This window comes from Arthrobacter sp. zg-Y919 (assembly GCF_030142045.1).
Taxonomy (GTDB): domain Bacteria; phylum Actinomycetota; class Actinomycetes; order Actinomycetales; family Micrococcaceae; genus Arthrobacter_B.
This window is the reverse complement of record NZ_CP126242.1, coordinates 1,415,716-1,438,991: the sequence shown is the minus strand read 5'-3', so window position 1 is coordinate 1,438,991 and position 23,276 is coordinate 1,415,716. Positions and strand designations below refer to the sequence as shown.

The window sequence follows — 23,276 nt, the reverse complement described above, 5'->3', positions numbered from 1 at the left end:
GTCGGGCCCTTCTGTTATGTCTTGCTTCCGCTCCCCCGGTCCTGCGGTGCCAGTTCTGGGGGCACGGCCGGGGGGATCCGCTATGCCAGGGTGAACGGGCGTTTCGCGGGAAGCGGGTAGCGCTGCTTCAGTGCCGCCGGGTCCGACACGGGCGCCGAACCGATGGTCAGCTTGGTGAAGTCCAGCAGCGGATCCCGCAGCACCACCTTCAGCCCGGCCACTGCCTTTTTCACGTCCGGGACCAGGCAGTAGATATTGAGCCTGTACGGCGCGAACTCCGTGTGGTCCACCTCGCCCAGTCCCCGCCACAGGAAGTAGGAGGAGATGGCCTGGGTGGCCTTGTGTTCGAGGTACCGGTCCCGCTCGGTCCCCGCCGCGGTCTTGAGCGCGTACTGGACAATCACCCAGTGCTGGTCTGCGGGCAGGATGTCCTCGTAACCGTCCTCTTCCGAGGCCACGGCGAAGGCGTGCAGCAGATCTTCGGCGGCCTCCGGGGCCACGTCCTGGACCTTGGCTGACCCTTCGTAGCCCACCGGCCCGGAGGTCAGCATCAGCTGCCCGTCATCCTCGTCGTAGAGTGCCTCCCGGAAATGGAGCACCCCCGCGTCGTCGCGCTTGTACATCCGAATGGTGACCATAGTGGTGTTCCTCTTCCTGCAGTGGGGTCTAACCGGGGCGCAGCAGGCTCCCGGGGGGGTCTCAGGCGTTTGGGTGCCGGTGCGGGTGGTATGAACGCGGAGTACGCACTCCGGGACGCTGGAGCGGCACCCAGAGCTTGTAACGGTCGGCGCGGTAATAAGACACCGAATAATCCACCATCGCCCGCGACACGTACGCGTGGCGCTGGATCTTCAGCACCGGAGCGCCTAGCTCCACGTTGAGCAGGCGCGCGATGGAAGCAGAGGCTGCCGTCGCCTCGATGGTGTCCTCGCCCCACTCCATGACCAGTCCGTAGCGTTCGCTCAGCACGTTGTAGAGCGATGTAGGCGGCTCCTCCTCGAGGATGCCGGGAACGTAGTGGGCCGGGATGAAGTTTTCGTCGACGCTCATCGGCTCACTGTCGGCCAGCAGCTGCCGGCGGAAGCGGATCACCGGCTGGCCCGGCTCGATCTGGAGTTCACGTGCGACCAGCTGTGAGGCGCCGATCTGTTCGAAGCTGAGGACATGGGCGTCCGGGACCATGCCACGGCGGTGCATTTCCTCCGAGTAGGAGGTCAGCTGTACCTGCAGGTCCATCTTCGGGCGGGCGACGTAGGTGCCCAGCCCGACGACGCGCTCCAGGACGCCGTCGGCAACCAGTGCATCGACTGCCTGCCGGATGGTCATCCGGGCTACGGCGAAGTGCTCGGAGAGCTCCCGTTCCGACGGAATGATCTCCCCTGCCCCGGCATGCGTTTCGACAAACCGGCGCAGGATGCCTTGGAGCTGTACGTGCTTGGCAACGCCCGCGGCAGGGTCGATGCCCTCGGTAATCAGGCGCAGCCGGCGGTTACTCACCGCAGGCATCCCGGACGGGCAGGAAGACCGTTACTACGCATGCTTCGACTCTGCCCCTTCGGCTGGGAAAACTGCTGCCGTCCCAGAATACCGGCTTGCCGCCGTCCACCACTCCCCCGGGGCTCAGGACGGGGCGCCGCTCCCCCACACCGGTTCCGCCCGGCGACTGGCAGGCTGGCGGGCCACTGTCTGCCAGCCCGGCAACCAACCGGCACAAAAGAAGGAAGGACCCGCAGTTTCCTGCGGGTCCTTCCTTCGTGTGTTGTTGCTTATGCCTGCCCTAGTGGGCGTGGTTTCCGCGGCTGTATTCGAAGACCCAGCCAACCAGTGCGACGACGGCGAGGCCGGCACCGATGTACAGGATCCACCAGCCCACTGCCATGCCCAGGAAGCCGATAGCTGCAGAGGCACCCAGCAGCAGGGGCCACCAGCTCCAGGGGCTGAAGAAGCCCTGCTCGCCGGAACCCTCGTGGATCTCGGCGTCGAGGCGGTCCTCGGGGCGGGGCCCAACCCGCTTGCCGGTGAAGCCGATGTAGTAGGCGATCATGCCGGACATACCACCGGTGAGGAAGAGTGCCAGATACCCAACGGGTTCTGTCCACTCGACCAGGTAGCCGTAGACCACACCGACGACGATGAAGAACGGCGTCATGTAAGCGAAGAGCTTAGTCTCAACCTTCATTAGACCTTTTCCTTCCGGTCGCCGGGGCCGAATACCTTGGCAGCGGCGGAATCGTCAGTGACGTGCTGCTGCAGCTCGGGGTGGTGCAGATCCAGGGCCGGACGCTCCGAACGGATCCGGGGCAGCGAGGTGAAGTTGTGCCGCGGCGGCGGGCAGGATGTTGCCCATTCGAGCGAGCCACCGAAGCCCCAGGGATCGTCCACTTCTACCTTCTTGCCATGGCGCCAGGTGATGTACACGTTCCAGAAGAACGGGATCATCGAAGCACCGAGGACGAAGGAGGCGATGGTGGAGAACTGGTTCATCGCGGTGAAGTTGTCTTCCACCAGGTAGTCGGCGTAGCGGCGCGGCATACCGAGCACGCCCAGCCAGTGCTGGATCAGGAAAGTGCCGTGGAAGCCGAAGAACAGGAGCCAGAAGTGGATCTTGCCCAGGCGTTCGTTGAGCATCTTGCCGGTCCACTTGGGCCACCAAAAGTAGAAGCCGGCGAACATGGCGAATACGACGGTGCCGAAGATGACGTAGTGGAAGTGGGCGACCACGAAGTACGTATCCGAGACGTGGAAGTCCAGCGGCGGGGAGGACAGGATGATTCCGGTCAGGCCACCGAAGAGGAACGTGATGAGGAAGCCGATGCTCCAGAGCATGGGCGTCTCAAACGTAATGGACCCCCGCCACATGGTGCCGATCCAGTTGAAGAACTTCACGCCCGTGGGCACCGCAATCAACATGGTCATGAAGGCGAAGAACGGCAGCATGACCGCGCCGGTCACGTACATGTGGTGCGCCCAGACAGTCACCGACAGTGCTGCAATGGCGATGGTGGCGTACACCAGGCCCTTGTAGCCGAAGATCGGCTTGCGGCTGAAGACCGGGAAGATCTCGGAGACGATGCCGAAGAACGGCAGCGCGATGATGTAGACCTCGGGGTGGCCGAAGAACCAGAACAGGTGCTGCCACAGGATGGCACCGCCACGCTCGGGATCGAAGATATGCGCTCCGAAGCGGCGGTCGGCGCCGAGGGCGAAGAGTGCTGCCGCCAGGGGCGGGAACGCCATCAGGACCAGGATGGCCGTCACGAGGGTGTTCCAGGTGAAGATCGGCATCCGCCACATGGTCATGCCCGGGGCACGCATGCAGATGATCGTGGTGATGAAGTTGACCGCACCGAGGATGGTGCCGAAGCCGGAGAGAGCCAGGCCGAAGACCCAGAGGTCACCGCCCACACCCGGAGAGAACGTGGTGCTGGACAACGGCGTGTAGGCGAACCAGCCGAAGGACGCGGCACCCTGCGGGGTGATGAAGCCGGCCACTGCAATGGTGCTGCCAAAGAGGAAGAACCAGAACGCGAGGGCATTCAGCCGCGGGAAGGCGACGTCGGGTGCACCGATCTGCAGGGGCATGATGACATTCGCGAAGCCGGAGAACAGCGGGGTGGCGAACATCAGCAGCATCACGGTGCCGTGCATCGTGAACAGCTGGTTGTACTGGTCCTTGGTCTGCAGGATCTGCATACCGGGTTCAAACAGCTCCGCACGGATGACCAGGGCCATCACGCCTGCGAGGCAGAAGAAGATGAATGACGAAATCAGGTACATGTACCCGATCGTCTTGTGGTCAGTGGAGGTGATCCAACTGACGACGATGCGTCCCTTGGAGACGGGTACTACGCGGGGTGCAACCCTGGTGCTGGAATCTTCCGAAGTGTATTCGAGAGTAGTCATAGCGTCCTCCTACCTCCTAACTTCGCTTGATTCTGAGTTGTACTGCCGGTCGTAGTCGCCGGTGACCTGGCCGGTAGGCAGGGTTTCCACGTACTGGTCGTACTCCGCCTCGGAGACTACCTCTACGTTGAAGAGCATTTCGGAGTGGTACTCGCCGCACAGCTCCGCACACTTACCGTCGAAGGTTCCGGTCTTGCCGGTTTCGAGGGTGATGACGTTGGTGCGGCCGGGGTAGATATCCATCTTCTGCAGGAAGGCAGGCACCCAGAAGGAGTGCTGCACATCGCGGGTGTTCAGCTGCAGTTCGATGGTCTGGTCAACGGGGAGCACCAGGGTCGGGAACTCGTCGGCCGAAACTTCGGTGCCGTCGAGGTTGACCTGCGTGCCCTGGTAGTACTTGTCTTCGTTGACGTAGTTGAAGTCCCAGGACCACTGCTTGGCGCGGACGTCAATGATGACCCGGTCCGGGTCATCGCTGGTCGCATTGATCGCCTTGATGTCCTGGTTGGTGAAGTAGAACAACACCAAAACCATGAACAGCGGGACGGCCGTGTAGAAGATTTCCAGCGGCAGGTTGTAGCTGAGCTGGCGCGGGTACCCGGTCTCGTTCTTGCGGCGGCGGTAGGCAACCATGCACCACAGGATCAAAGCCCAGGTGAGGATACCAACCGCCAGTGCGGCAATCCACGAGTTGACCCACAGGTCAATAATGCGGCCGGTGTGGTTAGTGGTGTCGCGGTCCGACGGCAACCAGCCCGTTTGAGCCTCCGATGAACACCCCGATAAAAACAACGCGCCGGCCGACGTTACGGCTGAGATCTTTAAGATCCTGGCGCGTCGGCTGCTGGTTCGGTCCTGCGAACTCACAGACGGCCCTTCCTCTTGTTGCGTGCAAGTGCTGTCCGTCCCAGGCACAAAAAAGTTCCCGGTTACGGACATTAGTTTTACTACTACGTGTAGAGCTTACCCGTACGCGCGGCGATCCAGTGACAGATCACCGCCGCGCCGGGCCATTAATGCTCCTATTACGGGGCCGCCGGAGCGATGGGTCCTAGTGGAAGGAATCTCCACAGGCACACGAGCCGCCGGCATTGGGGTTGTCGATGGTGAACCCCTGCTTCGAAATGGTGTCTTCGAAGTCGATCGATGCGCCCGAAAGGTACGGAACGCTCATCTTGTCCACAATGACCTCGACGCCGTCGAAGTCGCGGACGGCGTCGCCGTCCAGGACACGCTCGTCGAAGTAGAGCTGGTAGATGAGTCCGGAGCAGCCTCCGGGCTGCACAGCCACGCGGAGACGGAGGTCGGTGCGGCCTTCCTGCTCCAGCAGGCTGCGGACCTTCTGCGCTGCGACATCCGACAACAGCACTTCGTGTACGGGCAGTTCCGCCTCTGCTGCGGTGGTGATGTTTTCGCTGGTGGAAACGCTCATAGTTTCTCTCTTTCCTCAGCTGGTCTATCCGCGGGCAAGCCTTATGCGCCTGCCGCGGGCCGGGACCAGTGTCTCAATGGTACGTCTGCTGTCCCCCAACGATCTAACAGGTGCCGGGCAATGTTGATTCCCACCCGGCACCTGCCTGTGTCCTGCCGCCTAGCCGGCGACGGCCCCCAGGCGGGCAAGGAGCAGCGCTTCGGCCAGGATGGCGTTCCGGAAATCGTTCAGGTCCAGTGACTCATTGGCGCTGTGGGCCCGGGAATCCGGATCTTCGACGCCGGTGATCAGGATCTGCGCCTGCGGGAACAGTTCCACCAAGTCTGAAATGAACGGGATAGAGCCGCCCATGCCGGATTCCACCGGCTGCACTCCCCACGCCCGTTCCAGGGCCCAGAGCGCGGTGCGTGCGGCGCTGGCGGTGGTGTCGGTGGCGAAGGCATTGCCCTGCTCCCCCGGGGTGAAGGTGACCTTGGCACCGAACGGGGCGTTGGCCTGCACGTGTGCCTGCACGGCTTCCATGGCGGCCTCCGGGCTCTGCCCGGGGGCCAGGCGCAGGCTGAACTTGGCCCGTGCCTTGGGCTGGATGGTGTTCGAGGACATGGCCACCGTGGGTACGTCGATCCCGATGATGGACAGCGCGGGCTTGGTCCAGAGCCGCGAGGCAATGGAACCGGTTCCCGCGAGGCGGACGCCGTCGAGCAGGGATGAATCCGCCCGGAAGTCCTCCTCCGGGTAATCCACGGCGGCGTCATCGGTGGAGACGAGCCCGGAGATGGCGACGTCGCCGGCGTCGTCGTGGAAGGTCGCGATCAGGCGGGCGAGCAGGGTGGGTGCGTCCAGTACCGGACCGCCGAACATGCCCGAGTGCACGGCGTGGTCCAGGACCTGGACCTCCACCGTGCCGTCCACCAGTCCGCGCAGGCTCGTGGTGAGCGCCGGGACGCCTACCTTCCAGTTGCCCGAGTCGGCAACCACAATGACGTCGGCGCGGAGCAGGTCCTGGTAGGTCTCCAGGAAGGTCCGGAAGGTCGGGGATCCGGCCTCTTCCTCGCCTTCGATGAACAGGGTGACGCCGACGCCGGACTCCTCCCCCAGCACGTCCTCAAGGGCCCGCAGCGCACCAATGTGCGCCATGATGCCGGCCTTGTCGTCCGCCGCGCCGCGGCCGTAGAGCCGCCCGTTGCGTTCCTCGGCGGTGAAGGGCTCACTGTCCCAAAGGTCCGGATCTCCGGGCGGCTGGACATCGTGGTGGGCGTAGAGCAGCACAGTGGGCGCGCCTTCCCGCGCCGGGCGGCGGGCGACGACGGCGGGGCCGCCGGGAGTCCCGTTGTTATCCACGCGGAGCACCTGCACATCCTCGATGCCGGCTTCGCGGACCAGCTCGGCGACGGCGGCGGCACTGCGGTTAAGGTGTTCGGGATCAAAAGAGTCCCAGGCGATGCCTGGAATGCTGACCAGGGACTTGAGCTGCTCGACGGTCCGCGGGAAGTCCGCGGCGACGCTGGAGCGGAGAGCGTCCTCGTGGATGTCCGGGGACGAGGGAACTGCGTCTTGGGCGGGGTTGGAAGTCATAGCCAAAACCCTACAATCTTTCACGGTATCCTTGGGGTGTGTTTGGACGAAAGAAAGAAGCGCCCACCGCGCAGGAACCTGTGGACCAGGCAGCTGCCGCTGAACAGGCAGCCAATGTACGGGTGGGTAAAGGTGCTCCTACGCCCCGCCGCAAGGACCAGGTAGCCGCACGCCGGCGCCCGCTGGTCCCCGACGACCGGAAGGCTGCCAAGGCGGCCAACCGTGAGGCCCTGCGGGAAGAGCGGCTCAAGACCCGCCGCGCCCTGGACACCGGTGAGGAACGCTACCTTCCCCTGCGGGACAAGGGCCCCAACCGCAGGTTTGTCCGCGACATCGTGGATGCCCGCTGGAATGTCGGCGAGTTCATCATGATCGCGGCACTTGTGTTCGTCCTCTTCAGCTTCATCCAGAACATCGACGTCCAGCTGATCGTCATGGCGGCTTTCTGGGTGCTAATCCTGCTGGTCATTGCGGACAGCTTTATGCTGCGCCGCCAGATCCGCAAGCGGCTGACCGCCAAGTTCGGCGGCCCCAATTCCGGCGACGTCTGGTACGGGGTGTCCCGGTCCCTCCAGCTCCGGCGTTTCCGCCTTCCCAAACCGCAGGTTGGCCGCGGCCAGTACCCGTCCTGACAGTTCCCGCTCCACAGCAAAGAAGGGCCGCCCGCGGGCGGCCCTTCTTTCGTTAAGTCCCTCTTTGGCTCACTCCTGGCCGGGTCAGCCCTTGCCGGGTCAGTCCTTGCCGGTTCAGCCCAGGCCGGGTCAGCCCTTGGCTGCCCGGCGTGCGGACCGGGCCAGGCCGCGGTTGATCCGGGCGGCCCAGAACGGCCCCTCGTAGAGGAACGCGGTGTAGCCCTGAACCAGGGCGGCCCCGGCATCCAGCCGTTCCTGGGCGTCCGCGGCGGTTTCCACTCCCCCGACGGAGATGATGGCCGGGCCGTCCTGGCCCAGGCGGGCGTGCAGCCGGTGCAGGACCTCAAGGGAGCGTTTCTTCAGCGGCGCACCGCTCAGTCCGCCTACACCGCAGGCAATCACTCGTTCCGGATCGGTCACCAGGTTCTCGCGGGTGACGGTGGTGTTGACGGCGATGACCCCGTCCAGCTGCAGCGACAGTGCCAGCTCGGCGACGTCGTCAATATCGGCGTCGGTGAGGTCCGGTGCGATTTTGACCAGCAGCGGCACATGCCGTCCGGCGGCCTCGTCGGCCGCGCTGCCCACTTGGGCCAGCAGCGGGCGTAACGAGGAAATGTCCTGCAGCAGCCGCAGGCCGGGCGTGTTGGGGGAACTGACGTTCACGGCAAGGTAGTCGGCGTACGGGGCCAGCTCCCGGGCGCTGGCGAGGTAGTCCGCGACGGCGTCAGCGAGGTCAACGGTCTTCGTCTTGCCGATGTTGACGCCGATCACCGGGCGCGGATCGCCGAAGGCTTTCGTCAGCGATTTCCGGGCCTTCGCCAGGCGCGGCGCCACCGCCGCGGCCCCGTCGTTGTTGAACCCCATCCGGTTGATCACCGCCCGGTCCTCGACCAGGCGGAACAGTCGCGGCTTGGCGTTGCCGGGCTGGGCCTGCGCCGTAACGGTCCCTACCTCGACATGCCCGAACCCCAGGTTGCCCAGGGCGGCAATGCCCGAACCTTCCTTGTCGAATCCCGCCGCCAGACCGAACGGCGACGGAAAGGTCAGTCCCAGGGCTTCGGTCCGCAGAACCGCCGACGGCCGCATCAGCCGCCGCAGAACCGGCCCGGCGGGCGTACGGGCCGCCGCACGGATCAGGTCGAAACCGATCCGGTGTGCCAGTTCAGGGTCCATGCCCGAGAAAACCAGCCGGAAGAAGGTTGGATAAATGCGCATAGGTCAAAGATTGCAGACCCGGCAGCGCGTGCCAAACCCCCGGGGATAATCCGCCCGGGGGTCGGCTATTGTCGAAGGCATGCGGCACGAGCACCCCACCTGGAAACCCGATGGTCTAGGCGAGGGGTTCCACAGCCTCACCCTGGATCTGGGGGCAGATGACGAAGGCCCGGTGGTTGCCACCCTGGTCACCTATCTTCCTCCCGTACCTCCTGTACCGGGCGACAGCAAGATCGACGGAAATATCGACGGAGATATCGACGTTGTCCTGTACCTGCATGGCTGGAGCGACTATTTCTTCCAGGCCGATCTGGCCCGCTTCTGGGCCGCACAGGGTGTCCCGTTTTATGCCCTGGACCTGCGGAAGTACGGCCGGAGCCTGCGCCCCGGCCAGTCCGAGGGGTATGTGAGCGACCTGGCGGAGTATGACGCCGACATCGAAGCCGCGCTGGCGGCCATGGCGGTGGATGTCCGGGCCCGGTACGGCGCCGGCATGCGGACCACGATAATGGCCCACTCGACCGGCGGGCTGGTCGCGGCGCTCTGGGCAGACCGTTTTCCCGGCCGCCTGCAGGCATTGATCCTGAACAGCCCCTGGCTGGAGCTCAGCGGCAGTTCGATCCTGCGCTTCGCCACCAGCGGGCTGCTGGAACCGGTGGCCCGCCGGCGGCCCCGGACCCGGCTGAAGATCCCCGAGTTCGGTTTTTATTTCCGGAGCATCAGCTCGTCAATGGACGGAGAATGGGATGTGAATCCGCAGTGGCGGCCGCCGTTCAGCTTCCCGGTCCGTGCCGGCTGGATCAAGGCAGTGCTGGCGGGGCACGCCCGGGTGGCCCGCGGCCTGGACATCCGGGTGCCGGTGCTGCTGCTGGCTTCCGCAGCGTCGACGGTCGCCGCCACCTGGAATCCCCGGATGCTGAGCACCGACAGCGTGCTGGACGTGAACCTGATGGTCCAGCGCGGTGTCCTGCTCGGGCCGGAAGTCACGGTGTACCGGTTCGACGGCGCCCTGCACGACACCCTGCTTTCCGCCCTGCCTGTCCGTACCCGGGTCTACACCGGCATCCAGCGGTGGGCCCGGGCGTTTATGCTCCCGTAACGGACCCGGCCGCCTGGTCCACGGCGCCGCCGTACCGGCGGTCCCGGCGGGCGTAGATTTCCACCGCTTCCCACAGGGTCCGCCGGTCAACGTCCGGCCAGAGCGTATCCATGAAAACCATTTCGGCGTAGGCGGACTGCCAGAGCATGAAGTTGGAGAAGCGCTGCTCCCCCGAGGTACGCAGGAAAAGGTCCACGTCCGGCAGGTCCGGTTCGTCCAGGTACTTCTGGATGGTTTTTTCCGAGATCGATCCGGGACGCAGCTTTCCCTTCTGGACGTCGGCGGCAATCGCAGCGACGGCGTCGGCGATTTCCGCCCGGCCGCCGTAGTTCACGCACATATTCAGCGTGCATACCGTGTTGGTCCGGGTGGCTTCTTCGGCCGTTTCCAGTTCCCGGACCACGCTCTGCCACAGCCTGGGGCGGCGGCCGGACCAGCGGATCCGCACTCCCCATTCGTTGAGCTGGTCCCGCTGCCGCCGCAGGACGTCGCGGCTGAAGCCCATCAGAAAGCGGACTTCCTCCGGTGACCGTTTCCAGTTCTCGGTGGAGAAGGCGTAGACCGAGACGTGCCTGATGCCCATCTCGATGGCGCCGGCCATCACGTCGAGCAACGCGGCTTCGCCGGCACGGTGTCCCTCGGTGCGGGGCAGGCCGCGCTGGTTGGCCCACCGTCCGTTGCCGTCCATCACGATTGCCACGTGGGCGGGGACCAACTCGGCAGGGACCGGCGGGGGAACCGCACCCGAGGGGTGCGGTTCCGGCGGGCGTACCGGTCCTGCCGGGGTGGCGGACGGAGATTTTGAACGCAAGGTCAGACACGCTCCACATGTTGAAGGGACCGCAGCACCCGTTCCAGGTGCCACTGAAGATATCCGGCGACCAGGCCGGCGGACTCGTGCCGTGGCTGCGGACCCGAGGCATCCGCCGCGGGCCAGTCTCCGGTGAGCAGCGCCGCGAGCAGTGCCATCGTCTCGGCAGAGGGGGACGCCGAGCCGGGCGGCCGGCAGACGGGGCAGACCGCACCACCCAGCGGCGCGGAAAACGCCGTGTGCGGTCCGGGAGCGCCGCAGCGGGCGCAGTCAGTGAAACTCGGTGCCCACCCGGCGGTGGCCAGTGCCCGCAGCAGGTAGGAATCCAGGATCAGTTCCGGGGCGTGTGAACCGCGGCTGAGGGCGGCAAAGGCACCGATCACCAGCTGGTAATGGGCCTTCGCGGATTCGCCGTCAATGTCCGTGAGGCGCTCGGCGGTTTCGGCAATCGCGGCTGCCGCGGTGTATCTGGCGTAGTCCGCCGCGATCCCGTGCCCGTAGGCGCCCTTGGTCTGGGCCTGCGTCACAATGTCGAGGTTACGTCCGTGCGAGAGCAGCAGTTCAGCGACCATGAACGGTTCCAGCCGTGCGCCGAACTTGCTCGAGGTCCGCCGGACGCCCTTGGCTACAGCGCGCACCTGCCCGTGTTCGCGGGTCAGCAGGACGAGGATGCGGTCCGCCTCGCCCAGCTTGTGGGTGCGCAGGACAACCGCGTCATCCCGGTAGGTGCGGGATGCAAAGGATTTGGCCACGCTGTTATTTTCCCACGCCCGGGCACGCCCGGCGGACCGCTGCCGCCCGGCGTGCCCCGGATTTGTCTAGGCCTGGTCCCGGATGGCCCGGTTGACTGCGGAAATGACGGCCTTCAACGCGGACATGGTGGTGTTGGGGTCGATGCCCACACCCCAGAGCACCCGCTCCCCCACGGCCAGCTCCACGTACGCCGCAGCGTGGGCGTTGCCGCTGGCGGAGAGCGCATGCTCGGTGTAGTCCAAGAGCCGCACGTCGATGCCGTCCTGTCCCAGGATTGTCAGCAGCGCTGCGATGGGTCCGGTTCCGCTGGCCATCCGCCGCTGCCGCATGCCGTCCACATGAAGGGTCGCGGTCAGGTTGAAGCCGCCGTCGGCCGCCGTGTCTGCGTTGACCGAGGTGAGTTCGTAGTGTCCCCAGGCCGCGGCGTCGGACCCGGGCGTATGCGGCAGGTACTCATCTTGGAACACCTTCCAGAGCTCCGCTCCGGTGACCTCGCCGCCGGCGGTATCCGTGCGGCGCTGGATGACGCCGGAGAACTCGATCTGGGCGCGGCGCGGCAGGTCGAGGTTGTGCTCGTTCTTGAGCAGGTAGGCGACTCCGCCCTTGCCTGACTGTGAATTGACGCGGATGACCGCCTCGTAGCTGCGGCCGATGTCCTTGGGATCGATCGGCAGGTACGGCACGCCCCACTGCAGTTCGTCCACGGTTGTGCCCGCGGCCGCTGCGTCCTTCTCCATGGACTCAAAGCCCTTCTTGATGGCGTCCTGATGCGAGCCGGAGAAGGCCGTGAAGACGAGGTCACCGCCGTACGGCGACCGTTCGGGCACGGGGAGCTGGTTGCAGTACTCCACGGTGCGGCGGATTTCGTCCATGTCGGAGAAGTCGATCTGCGGGTCGATGCCGTGGCTGAACAGGTTCATGCCCAGCGTTACCAGGTCCACGTTGCCCGTGCGCTCCCCGTTGCCGAACAGGCACCCCTCGATCCGGTCCGCCCCGGCCAGGTAACCCAGTTCAGCGGCCGCCACGCCGGTGCCCCGGTCGTTGTGCGGGTGCAGTGACAGGATGATGGACTCGCGGTTGGCGATGTTGCGGTGCATCCACTCAATGGAATCCGCGTAGACGTTCGGCGTGGTCATTTCGACGGTTGCCGGCAGGTTCAGGATCATCTGCCGGTCCGGGGAGGCTTCGAGCACTTCGGCGACGGCGTTCGAGATCCGCAGGGCGAAATCCATTTCCGTACCGGTGTAGGACTCCGGCGAGTACTCATAGGTGACGTCGACGCCGCGGAGCTGCTCCTCGTATTTTTTGCACAGGCGGGCACCGGACAGTGCAATGTCCACGATGCCGTCCTGGTCGGTGTTGAACACGACGCGGCGCTGCAGCACGGATGTGGAGTTGTAGAGGTGGACAATCGCCCGGTCCGCGCCCTGGAGTGATTCGTAGGTGCGCTCAATCAGGTGTTCCCGTGACTGGGTCAGGACCTGGATCGTGACGTCGTCGGGGATCCGGTCGCCCTCGATGAGCTGGCGGACAAAGTCGAAGTCCAACTGCGACGCCGACGGAAAACCGACTTCGATCTCCTTGAAGCCCATCTTCACCAGCAGGTCGAACATCTTGTGCTTGCGTTCGGGCGTCATCGGGTCGATCAGCGCCTGGTTGCCGTCCCGGAGGTCGACGGCGCACCAGCGCGGAGCCTTGGTGAGGACCTTGTCGGGCCAGGTCCGGTCCGGCAGGTCAACTGCAATCTGCTCGTGGAAAGGGACGTACTTGAAGATCGGCATGCCCGAGGACTGCTGTGCGTTGCGCATGGTGTTGGTCTGGCCTTTTCTTGTCGAACATCAGAAATGGTGGCCGGGCAACACAAACTCCGCAGCGAGGGGCGGCCTAAGCAGGTGCTTGTGTGGCCTCGCCGCGGCAGCTAAGGAGAAAGATCTCTGCGTGCACGTGATCAGACTAACACGCAGTCCCCTCGGTGCAGCCAGGGCTAGTTCCCAAACGCCGACTGGCACGTAACCTGCGCGGCGGTCTGCCCGTCCAGGTCCCCCAGGTCTCCGAGATCACGCATCGTCGACCCGGTAGCGAAGTCCGCACCGACCTCCAGGTACACTCCCGTGGTGACGGCACTGAGTACCACCTGCACGCTGGGGATGTTCAGCGTCCGGGCGACTTCCAGGGCCATCTCTTCGTAGCCGTAGCCGTAGAAGATCTGCGTGGCCGGGCTCTCGGCGGCAGCGGAGCCACCGGCAAGTGCCTGGACAAAGCCCTTGGAGGTAAGGAACTCCACGACCTGGGCATCCCGGCCGGCCTTGCCGGAAGCGTTGACCAGCGTCACCGGGACGGCAGCGGGGTCGACGGCGGCAGGCTCGACGGCGGCCGGTTCAGTTGCCGCCGGGGCACCCGGAGTTCCCGTCTCCGCAGGGGGGGCCGGAGCGGACGTTTCCGCAGCGGAAACGCCCTGGTCGGAGACCAGCGCATCGAAGAGCGGCTGCGCGGCTTCCTCGTTGATGACCAGCCGGTTGGTGTCGTATTCGTAGGGCATGACCGGAACGGTGACGAAGGCGACCTTGCCCAGGTCGACGTCCTTCAGGCGGGTCGCCAGGGAAACCAGGTCGGGAATGTCCGCCAGGCCGTCGTCCACGGTGAGGTTCTTCGTGACGGTTTCGGCAAGCGAATAAAGCTTGGGAAGGTTGTTCAACGTACCTTCCTCCTTGACCTTACGGACCATGGAGGCAAGGAAGCTCTGCTGGGCGCGGATGCGGCCCTCATCGCCGCCGTCGCCGAACCCGTGGCGGGTCCGCAGGAAGGCGAGGGCCTGGTCGCCCTGGACGCTGCTCACACCTGCCGGCAGGTCCAGGCCGGACAGCGGGTCATCGACGGGCTGGTTGACACAGACCTCGACGCCGCCAAGGGTGTTGGACAGTTCCTTCACCGCGTCGAAGTCGGCCATCATGAAGTGGTCGATCGACAGGCCGGTAACGTCGTTGATTGCCGCAACGGTGCAGCCGGGCCCGCCGTTGCCCAGGGCGCCGTTCAGCTGGCCGAGGTCCATGGCGTCATACACCGTCCCGGACGAGGGATCCTCGCATTCCGGCAGGGGAACCAGAAGGTCGCGGGGGAAACTGACCACGGTGACATTGGACCGGTCCGCCGAGAGGTTCACCAGCATCATCACGTCCGAGTTGTTCGAGTTCTGGCCGTCACGCTCATCGGTTCCCAGTACCAGGATCTGCATGGGATCGGTGTTGGTATCAACCACTTCCGCCGGTGCGTCGCCGGAGCCGAGGTTCAGGGGCTGGGTATCGAAGTTCCCCCTGAGCCGCAGCAGCTGGACGGCCCCGAAGACCACCCCGCCCACCAGCACCAGGGCCAGGACAGCAGCAATGGCCTTGAGCGCGGTGTGGCCGGAGGCCCCGGTGGACAGGTGTCTGCCGCTGGGTTCAGCTGAACCCTGGTCTGCAGTCGGTTTTCCCAAGGGGCCGCCGCCCGTTGCGGCACGGCGAGATGACATAGCCGGTCCCCTTCATGAATCAATATGCACAAACGAATGTTTCAAAGTGTACGGGGCGCTCCTGAAAGTGCGCAGAGCGCAGCGCCTAGAATCCCAGTTTTACAAGCTGCTTGGGGTCCCGCTGCCAGTCCTTGGCAATCTTGACATGCAGGTCAAGGTAGACCTTGGTGCCCAGCAGCGCCTCGATGCCGCGCCGGGCGGTGGTGCCGACGTCACGCAGCCGGGACCCGCCGCGGCCGATGATGATGGCCTTCTGCGAGGAGCGCTCCACATAGAGGTTCACCCGGACGTCCAGCAGCTGGTTGTCTTCGCTGCGTCCCTCGCGGGGGACGATTTCATCCACCACCACCGCCAGCGAATGGGGCAGCTCATCACGGACGCCTTCAAGGGCTGCTTCGCGGATGAGCTCGGCCACCATCACGGCCTCGGGTTCGTCCGTCAGTTCGCCGTCCGGGTACAGGGGCGGCGAGGCGGGCATGTGGCTGACCAGGACATCCGCGACCGTGTCCACCTGGAAGCCGTCGGCTGCGGAGACTGGTACGACGTCGGCCCATCCCGCCTCCCCGAGCACCTCGTTGCCCAGCGCGGTGACCGACATCAGCTGCTTCGCCAGCGCCGCACGGTCCACGAGGTCCGTCTTGGTGACCAGCGCGATGACCGGTGTGCGCTTCAGTGCTGCCAGCTGGGCGGCGATATAGCGGTCGCCGGGGCCTACGGCCTCGTTGGCGGGAAGGCAGAAGCCGATGGCGTCCACTTCGGCCAGCGTGTCCGCCACCAGGTCATTCAGCCGCTTTCCCAGCAGGGTGCGCGGACGGTGCAGTCCCGGGGTGTCGACCAGGATCAGCTGGGAGTCCTCACGGTGGACGATGCCGCGGATGGTGTGCCGGGTGGTCTGCGGCTTGGCAGAAGTGATGGCCACCTTGGAACCGACCAGCGCGTTGGTGAGGGTGGACTTGCCGGCATTGGGCCGGCCCACCAGGGAAACGAATCCTGCGCGGAACTTCGGGTCAGTCATTACGGGGTACCAATTCTGTAGAGCGGGTGCGCGGGGCAGGGTTCCTGCCGTCGTCGCTGGATTCTTCGTTATCTGCTGCGGTGTTCCAGGCCAGTACGTGCGAGACCCGGTTGCGCCGGCCCTCCAGCCGTTCGGCGTGCAGGGCAATGCCTTCGACCACTACCTCGCTGCCGACAATCGGGACGCGGCCCAGGGCCTTGGCCAGGAGGCCGCCCACCGTGTCCACTTCATCATCCTCCAGTTCGACGTCGAACAGCTCACCGAGGTCGTCGATGCCGGTTTTGGAACTGACGCGGTAGCGGCCGTCGCCGAGGCCTTCGATCTCGGGGCGCTCCGAGTCGTACTCGTCAACGATTTCGCCGACGATCTCCTCGATCAGGTCCTCAAGCGTAACCAATCCGGCCGTTCCGCCGTATTCGTCAATGACGATGGCAACATGGGTGGACTCGCGCTGCAGCTCCTGCAGCAGCTCGCTGACGGCCTTGGACTCCGGCACGTAGCGGACACTGCGGGCGTAGTCCTCCACCTTCTGCACCGAGGCGCGCTCGGGGTCGCTGTGCATCTGCGCCGCGACGTCCTTGAGGTAGAGGATTCCCACGAGGTGGTCCGCACTGTCTTCGATGACGGGGACGCGGGAGTAGCCCGAGCGCAGGAACAGCGACATGGCCTGGCGCAGCGTGCTGCCGGCTTCGATGCACACCATGTCGGTGCGCGGGACCATGACGGACCGGACCTTGGTATCGCCGAGTTCGAAGACAGAGTGGATCAGTTCCGCCTCGGTGTCCTCGATCATGTCCGCGTCGGAGGCGCGGTCCAGCAGTTCACGGAATTCCTCTTCCGTGAAGAACGCTGCGTCGGGTCCCTGGGTGCCCGGGGCAACGGCCGAACCCAGCCGGACCAGCCAGCCGGGGATCGGCCCCAGGACGGCCCGCAGCACGCGGACCAGCCCGGCTGTCAGGACAACGACGGCGGTGACGTGCTTGCGCCCGATCTGCCGGGGCGAGACACCAACGAGCACAAAGCCGACGCCGGCCATGGTCACCGTGGCCAGCAGTCCGGCCAGCCAGATGTTGTCCACCACGAGCTGGAACAGCGTGGCCACGGACACGGCCATGGCCATTTCAAACCACACCCGCCAGAAACGCAGCGCGTGCATATGTGCCACCGGATGCGCCAGGATGCGGCGGAGCGGTGCCCCTGCCTTCCCGTGGAGCAGAGCTTCGGCGTCCTGCCGCGGCAGGTAGCCGTACGCTGACTCGGCGGCTGTCAGCAGGCCCGCCAGGACCATGAACACCATGGCCATGACGATGAGGACGCCAATACTCAACTTCGGGTCTCCTTGGGCGCCTGTTTGCCGAGGTAGGCGGACAGGAGGCGGCGCTGGAGGCCGAACATCTCCTTTTCCTCTTCCGGCTCGGCGTGGTCATAACCCAGCAGGTGCAGGACGCCGTGGGTGGTCAGGAGCAGCAGCTCCTCGTCCGTTCCGTGGCCGGCCTCCCGTGCCTGGCGTGCCGCAACCTGCGGGCACAGCACGATGTCGCCCAGGACACCGGCGGGCGTAATGCGTCCGGCCGTGCCGGGACGGAGTTCGTCCATCGGAAAGGAGAGCACATCGGTGGGACCGGGCAGGTCCATCCACTCGATATGCAGCTTCTCGATGGCGTCCTCATCGACGAGGATGATGGACAGGTCCGCTTCGGGGTGCACGTAGAGGCTGTCCAGCAGGTACCGGCCAAGCCTGGCCAGTTCTTCTTCGTTGACGTCGGGTGCGCTGGACTCGTTGTTCACTTCGATGCTCATGCGCGTCCCTCCCGGTTGTGTCCTGCATTGGCGCGGCCGCTGCCATTGAACCGGCCGCCGTCGTTCCGGCCGCCGTCTGCTGCGCTGCGCCGCCGGGATTCGTCCCACTCGCTGTAGGCGGTGACAATGTTGCTGACCAGGCGGTGCCGTACAACATCCACGGCCTGCAGCTCGGAGAACGCGACATCCTCAATGCCGCCCAGGATGTCGTGCACGATCCGCAGGCCTGACGCGGTGCCGCCGGGCAGGTCCACCTGGGTGACGTCGCCTGTCACCACCATCTTGGAACCGAAGCCGAGCCGGGTGAGGAACATCTTCATTTGTTCCGGCGTCGTGTTCTGGGCTTCGTCCAGGATGATGAAGGCATCGTTTAGGGTCCGGCCGCGCATATACGCCAGCGGGGCCACTTCAATGGTGCCGGCTGCCATCAGGCGCGGAATGGATTCGGGATCCATCATGTCGTGGAGGGCATCGTAGAGCGGACGCAGATACGGGTCGATCTTGTCGCTCAGCGTGCCCGGGAGGAAGCCAAGCCGCTCCCCCGCCTCGACAGCCGGACGGGTCAGGATAATCCGGTTCACTTCTTTTTGCTGCAGTGCCTGGACGGCCTTGGCCATGGCCAGGTAGGTCTTTCCGGTACCCGCGGGACCGATGCCGAAGACCACTGTGTTGCGGTCGATCGCATCCACGTAGTTCTTCTGGTTCAGGGTCTTGGGCCGGATGGTCTTTCCGCGCGTGGAAAGGATGTTCTGGGTCAGGACGTCCGAGGGGCGGTGGGTGCTCTGGTCCCGGAGCATGCTGATCAGCTGCTCGAGGACCTGCGGCGTCACCCGGGTCTGGTTGCGCGCAAGCACGCGGACTTCATTGATCAGGCGCACGGTCTGCTCCACCTCGGCGGCGGGACCGGAGACTGAGAGCTCGTTCCCGCGCACCATCAGGGTCACCTCGGGATTGGCCGTCTCAATGATCCTGAGTGCCTCGTCATTCGCACCCAGCGACTGGACCATATGTTCGGTGGAGTCAAAGACTATGGTCTGGTTATCCAGCCGTATGGTGCCGATTTCCATTGAAGATTCGGTCATATAGACGGCCTTTTCAGGCCTTTCATCGCCCCTTATAGAGTCTTGTTTCCGCATCGGGCGGTGAAACCCGGTTGGAGCCCGGTTACCTCTCCCGCCAAGGCAAACGCCCCGGCCGAGATGTTTATTTCCTTCGCGGCGTACACACGTCCCGCATGGACGCACTCCCGCCCGACACCTAAATCTTACTTGATGCACTCACCGGCGCGCGGTGCGGCAACCGATTTATCTCGGGTCCGCAACGGTGGTGTCTCAATCGTGTTTCAGTCCGGGCACGGGCCGCTTACCTGCACGGGTAGCCCCGACTACCTGTGCAAAGGTTGAACACGTACCTTTTTCACGACGCCCCGGAAGGATAGATGGACGCCCCAGCCAACCGCGGAATGTCCTCCCTTCAAGGGCTCCGCAGCAAACGTTTACTGGCCGCCTCCCTCGTGGCCGCATCCGCCCTCGGACTGGGGGGGTGCGGTGTCCTGGCGGAGAATCCCACCATCACCATGCCCTCCAACTACGACGCCGCTGCCGCCTCCGCCGCAGCGCCGATGGCGGTCCCTTCCCCGGCCGAGGCAAGCTCCGGACCAACGCTCATGCCGGTGTATTGGCTTGGACTGAACGACTCAACGGTCAGTCTTTACCGTGAGTTCCTTCACTCCAGCAACGCCGGGGACCCCATCGGCGAAGCCGTCCAGGCCATGACCGCCCAGACGCCGCTGGACAAGGACTATTTCTCGCCCTGGCATGCAGCGGAGAGCGTCACCGCATCGATTTCCAGCAAGAACGTCATTACCGTGGACATCTCCTCGGATGCTTTCAAGGGCTCCCTTGACTCGGGCATGGCCTACCGTGCGGTCCAGCAGCTGGTGTACACCGCCACCGCTGCCGCAGCAAACGCCGCCTTGACCACCGTGGGACAGGTCAGCAGCGTGGTGATCCTCGTGGACGGAAAAGAGGGATACCGTGCATTCGGCCACGTGCCGCTCGACAAACCGCTCAGCCGGGACCCCTCCCTGGTCGCACCGATCTGGGTGATCGATCCGCAGGAATCCGACGAGCGCAACAGCGACCTCACGGTGAGCGGCACGGCAGTCGCCCAGCCGGCCGGCCTGCGCTGGCGCGCCGAGCCCATCGTGGACGGGCGGCCGTCCACAGCCGCCGCGGCCTCGGGCCAGGTGGAATTGGCACAGGCGCAGGGCGAGACCGGCGAATTCAGCTTCACCGCTGAACTGGCGCCCGGTGAGTACAACCTCCGGGTGTATTACGACGGCCAGGAGGCGGCAGGCGATTCCAAGCGCATCAAGGTCGACCTGCCCGCAGAGGCACCGGAAGACTAACCCCGGTCCCTCCCGGTTCCCGCGGCCTGCCGGTGTCTCCTACCAGCGCCCGAGCAGCTGGTTCAGCAGCGCCAGCGCGGCGGGACCGGCAGTCGAAGAGCGCAGCACATGCGGTCCCAGCCTCACCGCCACGGCACCGGCACTGCGCATCGCGTCCAGCTCCGCGGGGCTGATGCCGCCTTCGGGACCCACCACAACGGCAATCGACACCGGCGCAGTCCCGTCTGCGGGATCGGCTGCGGGGTCGGCACGGCGGCCGGTCATTTCGCTTAGCGCCCCGGCCAGGGGTGCGTCGGCTTCCTCATGCAGGACGAGGACCAGGTCGATGCCCTGGAGGCGGTCCACCAGTTGCCTGCTGTCCAGCACCGGCTCGACCCCGGGGATACGGGAACGCCGCGACTGCTTGGCGGCGGCAGTGGTCAGCGCCTGCCACTTCGCCTGCCCCTTTGCCGCCTTCTCGGCGCGCCAGCGGACGATGCTGCGGTCCGACTGCCACGGGATCACCGTATCCACGCCCAGCTCGGTGGCCGCTTCCACTGCCTGCTCGTCGCGGTCCCCCTTGGCCAGGGCCTGAACCAGGAGAAACCGTTCGGACGGCGCCGGTTCCTCGAGGACCGCCGCCACCCGCAGTTCCAGCACGGAGGCACCGGTATCCGTCACGGTGCCGGTCAGCCGGCGGCCGGCACCGTCAACCACGTCCACGTCCTCACCGATGCCGAGCCGTTTGACCGACACAGCGTGCCGGGCTTCCGGACCTTCCAGTCGGAAAACATCTCCGGGCCCGGCGGCAGCCACCTGAACCGGGTCACCGAAGAAGATGGGGTTGGTCATCTCAGAGGTTGCCCAGCCGGTCCCGCAGCTTCGCGAAGACGCCGGTACCGGAGCTGTTGAGCCGCCCCTCGCTGTACTCCTCGCCCCGCAGCTTGGCCAGCTTGCGCAGCAGCTCCTCCTGTTCGGCGTCCAGCTTCTGCGGGGTCTCCACGTGCAGGTGGACGCGCAGGTCTCCACGGCCGTGGCCGCGCAGGTGCGTGACGCCCAGGTCGTTGAGCACGGATACCTCGCCGGACTGGGTGCCGGGCTTGACCGTGATGTCTCGTTCGCCGTCGAACGTTTCCAGGGTCACGGTGGTGCCAAGGGCCGCCGCGGTCATGGGCACGGTCAGCGTGGCGTGCAGGTCATCGCCTTCGCGCAGGAACGTCGGGTCGTTATTGACCCTGATCTCCACGTAAAGGTCACCGGCGGGACCGCCGGCGAGGCCGGCTTCACCCTGTCCCCCGAGCTGGATCCGGGTCCCGGTGGCGACGCCCGCGGGAACCTTGATGGTGAGGGTGCGGCGGTTGCGGACGCGGCCTTCACCGGAACATTCGTGGCAGGGATCGGGGATGACGGTGCCGAAACCGTTGCAGGTTCCGCAGGGTGCGGAGGTCATGACCTGGCCCAGGATGGAGCGCACGGCCCGCTGGACCTGGCCGGTGCCGTGGCAGATGTCGCAGGTGCGCGGCGAGGTGCCGGGCTGGCAGCAGGAACCGTCGCAGGTGGGGCACACCACTGCGGTGTCGACGTCGATCTTCTTGTTGACGCCGAAGACGGCGTCCTTGAGGTCGATGCGGACATTGATGAGCGCATCCTGGCCACGGCGGCTGCGCGATGCCGGTCCACGCCCGCCGCCCGGAGCGGCGCCGCCGAAGAACGTATCGAAGATGTCCTGGAAGCCGAAGCCCTGGGCACCGAAGCCCCCGCCGCCGCCAAAGCCGTTGTCGTTGCCGTTCTCGTTACCGGTGGTGTCGTAGATCCGCCGCTTTTCCGGATCGGAGAGAACCTCGTAGGCGTGCGTTACGGCTTTGAACTCATCCGAGGCGCCCGGGGCGTTGTTGACGTCGGGGTGCAGCTTGCGGGCAAGCTTCCGGTACGCCTTCTTGATTTCTTCACCGGTGGCGTCTCGTCCGACACCCAGAACCTGGTAGTGATCGCTCACTCGTGCACATCGCTTTCCTGTATTGCGTACCTTCAGCGTTTGAAGGCGGAGTTGGGAATCCCGCAGGTTGCCCGGCGGGGAGGTCCGTAACTGCTGGGGACCGGGCTAGTTGTTCAGTATCCGGGACAGGTACCGCGCCACGGCACGCACTGCGGCCATGGTGGTGGGATAGTCCATGCGGGTGGGGCCGAGGATGCCGACCTTCGCCGTGGCATCCGGACCGTAGCCGGTTGCCACCACCGAGGCTTCCGACAGCCCGCCGTGCGGATTCTCCCGTCCGATCCGAACGGCGACACCGCGGGCATCCTGCTCCATCTCGGACAGCAGCCGCAGCATCACCACTTGTTCCTCGAGCGCTTCCAGCACCGGACCGATCGTCAGCGGGAAGTCTACAGTGGAGCGGGCCAGGTTGGCGGTCCCTGCCATCACCATGCGGTCCTCGCGGTTGATGCCCGCAAGCTGCTCCAGGCAGTGCCCCAGGGAGTTTCCCACGCGCCTGCGGTCGGCCGGCACGGTGGCCAGGGCGTTGGCCAGCTGGCTGGTGATGCTGCTCAGGGGTTTGCCTGCCAGCGCGGAAAGGAAATGGTGGCGCAGGTCCATCAGGTCCGGTTCGGTCACCGGCTGGGGAACCGTCATCACCCGCTGTTCCACCCGCCCTGTGGTCGAGATCAGGACAACCAGCACCTGCGCCGGTGCCAGCAGGACAAATTCAATGTGGCGCACCTTGGCATTGCCCAGGTGCGGATACTGCACCACGGCCACCTGGTTGGTCAGCTGGGACAGCAGGCGGACCGTGCGGTCCATCACGTCATCGAGGTCGTCCGCCTCTTCCAGCAGGGACTGGATGGCCCGGCGCTCGGGGGCAGAGAGGGGCTTGACGTCGGAGATGCGGTCAACGAAAAGGCGGTAGCCCTTGTCGGTGGGGATCCGGCCGGCGGAAGTATGCGGAGCGGTAATGAGCCCCTCTTCCTCCAGGGCGGCCATGTCATTGCGGATCGTCGCGGAGGAAACCCCCAAATGGTGGCGTTCCACCAGTGCCTTGGAGCCCACGGGCTCACGCGAATGGACGTAGTCCTCAACAATGGCGCGGAGGACCTCGAGTCTGCGTGGCTCACTCATGGTTTTCCCTCCCTGTTGATCGGCGGATT

Annotated in this window: 22 protein-coding genes; 3 read left to right on the top strand and 19 right to left on the bottom strand. The window is 65.5% G+C overall.

Annotation, left to right across the window (positions count from 1 at the left end; genetic code table 11):
• Positions 1–80 precede the first annotated feature (80 nt).
• The 7 genes from QNO10_RS06820 to QNO10_RS06790 all read right to left on the bottom strand — a co-directional run bounded on the left by QNO10_RS06820 (position 81) and on the right by QNO10_RS06790 (position 6,910).
• The gene (locus tag QNO10_RS06820) at positions 81–638 is read right to left on the bottom strand and encodes a hypothetical protein (protein ID WP_229948445.1); all 558 of its coding nucleotides are present in this window, start codon (positions 636–638) and stop codon (positions 81–83) included.
• Positions 639–699: 61 nt separating this feature from the next.
• Positions 700–1,497, bottom strand: coding sequence for a GntR family transcriptional regulator (locus QNO10_RS06815; RefSeq protein WP_442860249.1), 798 nt, complete (start codon positions 1,495–1,497; stop codon positions 700–702).
• Between the two features lie 280 nt (positions 1,498–1,777).
• Positions 1,778–2,179: a cytochrome c oxidase subunit 4 gene (locus tag QNO10_RS06810; protein ID WP_229948448.1), complete on the bottom strand. Its 402-nt coding sequence runs from the start codon at positions 2,177–2,179 to the stop codon at positions 1,778–1,780.
• The gene (ctaD, locus tag QNO10_RS06805; RefSeq protein ID WP_229948451.1) at positions 2,179–3,903 is read right to left on the bottom strand and encodes an aa3-type cytochrome oxidase subunit I; all 1,725 of its coding nucleotides are present in this window, start codon (positions 3,901–3,903) and stop codon (positions 2,179–2,181) included. Before ctaD ends, QNO10_RS06810 begins: the two co-directional genes overlap by 1 nt.
• Before the next feature lie 9 nt (positions 3,904–3,912).
• Positions 3,913–4,770 carry an aa3-type cytochrome oxidase subunit II gene (gene ctaC, locus QNO10_RS06800; protein ID WP_229948453.1) on the bottom strand — a complete coding sequence of 286 codons (858 nt, stop codon included), beginning with the start codon at positions 4,768–4,770 and terminating at the stop codon, positions 3,913–3,915.
• Positions 4,771–4,954: 184 nt separating this feature from the next.
• On the bottom strand, positions 4,955–5,335 hold the full coding sequence (locus QNO10_RS06795) for a HesB/IscA family protein (RefSeq protein ID WP_229948456.1): 381 nt from the start codon (positions 5,333–5,335) through the stop codon (positions 4,955–4,957).
• Positions 5,336–5,494: 159 nt separating this feature from the next.
• Positions 5,495–6,910, bottom strand: coding sequence for a dipeptidase (locus QNO10_RS06790; protein ID WP_229948459.1), 1,416 nt, complete (start codon positions 6,908–6,910; stop codon positions 5,495–5,497).
• 38 nt (positions 6,911–6,948) lie between these two features.
• On the opposite strand from QNO10_RS06790, the gene QNO10_RS06785 reads away from it, so the two are divergent.
• On the top strand, positions 6,949–7,542 hold the full coding sequence (locus QNO10_RS06785) for a DUF3043 domain-containing protein (protein ID WP_229948461.1): 594 nt from the start codon (positions 6,949–6,951) through the stop codon (positions 7,540–7,542).
• Between the two features lie 129 nt (positions 7,543–7,671).
• Here QNO10_RS06785 and QNO10_RS06780 read toward each other — a convergent pair whose 3' ends face one another.
• Entirely contained in the window at positions 7,672–8,757 is a 1,086-nt protein-coding gene (locus QNO10_RS06780; protein ID WP_229948464.1) for a quinone-dependent dihydroorotate dehydrogenase, read from the bottom strand.
• A gap of 79 nt (positions 8,758–8,836) precedes the next feature.
• Between QNO10_RS06780 and QNO10_RS06775 the strand changes: the two genes are divergently transcribed.
• Positions 8,837–9,856: an alpha/beta hydrolase gene (locus QNO10_RS06775; protein WP_229948465.1), complete on the top strand. Its 1,020-nt coding sequence runs from the start codon at positions 8,837–8,839 to the stop codon at positions 9,854–9,856.
• Here the strand turns inward: QNO10_RS06775 and QNO10_RS06770 are convergent.
• The 8 genes from QNO10_RS06770 to QNO10_RS06735 form a co-directional block, all read right to left on the bottom strand.
• Positions 9,843–10,673 carry an isoprenyl transferase gene (locus QNO10_RS06770; RefSeq protein ID WP_442860255.1) on the bottom strand — a complete coding sequence of 277 codons (831 nt, stop codon included), beginning with the start codon at positions 10,671–10,673 and terminating at the stop codon, positions 9,843–9,845. The genes QNO10_RS06775 and QNO10_RS06770 overlap by 14 nt on opposite strands.
• Entirely contained in the window at positions 10,670–11,419 is a 750-nt protein-coding gene (gene recO, locus QNO10_RS06765; RefSeq protein WP_229948467.1) for a DNA repair protein RecO, read from the bottom strand. Before recO ends, QNO10_RS06770 begins: the two co-directional genes overlap by 4 nt.
• Before the next feature lie 66 nt (positions 11,420–11,485).
• Positions 11,486–13,228, bottom strand: a complete 1,743-nt coding sequence (leuA, locus tag QNO10_RS06760) for a 2-isopropylmalate synthase (protein ID WP_229948468.1) — start codon at positions 13,226–13,228, stop codon at positions 11,486–11,488.
• 176 nt (positions 13,229–13,404) lie between these two features.
• Positions 13,405–14,928: an LCP family protein gene (locus QNO10_RS06755; protein WP_229948469.1), complete on the bottom strand. Its 1,524-nt coding sequence runs from the start codon at positions 14,926–14,928 to the stop codon at positions 13,405–13,407.
• Positions 14,929–15,013: 85 nt separating this feature from the next.
• Positions 15,014–15,943 carry a GTPase Era gene (gene era, locus QNO10_RS06750; protein WP_229948470.1) on the bottom strand — a complete coding sequence of 310 codons (930 nt, stop codon included), beginning with the start codon at positions 15,941–15,943 and terminating at the stop codon, positions 15,014–15,016.
• Positions 15,936–17,246, bottom strand: a complete 1,311-nt coding sequence (locus QNO10_RS06745; protein WP_442860256.1) for a hemolysin family protein — start codon at positions 17,244–17,246, stop codon at positions 15,936–15,938. Before QNO10_RS06745 ends, era begins: the two co-directional genes overlap by 8 nt.
• 20 nt (positions 17,247–17,266) lie before the next feature.
• Positions 17,267–17,743, bottom strand: coding sequence for an rRNA maturation RNase YbeY (gene ybeY, locus QNO10_RS06740; protein WP_229948475.1), 477 nt, complete (start codon positions 17,741–17,743; stop codon positions 17,267–17,269).
• Positions 17,740–18,810, bottom strand: a complete 1,071-nt coding sequence (locus QNO10_RS06735; RefSeq protein WP_442860257.1) for a PhoH family protein — start codon at positions 18,808–18,810, stop codon at positions 17,740–17,742. The genes ybeY and QNO10_RS06735 overlap by 4 nt, the downstream gene beginning before the upstream one ends.
• A gap of 371 nt (positions 18,811–19,181) precedes the next feature.
• On the opposite strand from QNO10_RS06735, the gene QNO10_RS06730 reads away from it, so the two are divergent.
• Positions 19,182–20,153, top strand: coding sequence for a GerMN domain-containing protein (locus QNO10_RS06730; protein ID WP_229948478.1), 972 nt, complete (start codon positions 19,182–19,184; stop codon positions 20,151–20,153).
• A gap of 39 nt (positions 20,154–20,192) precedes the next feature.
• Here QNO10_RS06730 and QNO10_RS06725 read toward each other — a convergent pair whose 3' ends face one another.
• The 3 genes from QNO10_RS06725 to hrcA all read right to left on the bottom strand — a co-directional run bounded on the left by QNO10_RS06725 (position 20,193) and on the right by hrcA (position 23,247).
• Complete coding sequence (locus QNO10_RS06725; protein ID WP_229948480.1) at positions 20,193–20,984, bottom strand: 16S rRNA (uracil(1498)-N(3))-methyltransferase; 792 nt, start codon at positions 20,982–20,984, stop codon at positions 20,193–20,195.
• Between the two features lies 1 nt (position 20,985).
• Positions 20,986–22,128, bottom strand: coding sequence for a molecular chaperone DnaJ (gene dnaJ / locus QNO10_RS06720; RefSeq protein WP_229948482.1), 1,143 nt, complete (start codon positions 22,126–22,128; stop codon positions 20,986–20,988).
• 105 nt (positions 22,129–22,233) lie between these two features.
• Positions 22,234–23,247, bottom strand: coding sequence for a heat-inducible transcriptional repressor HrcA (hrcA, locus tag QNO10_RS06715; protein ID WP_229948483.1), 1,014 nt, complete (start codon positions 23,245–23,247; stop codon positions 22,234–22,236).
• Between the last annotated feature and the right edge of the window lie 29 nt (positions 23,248–23,276).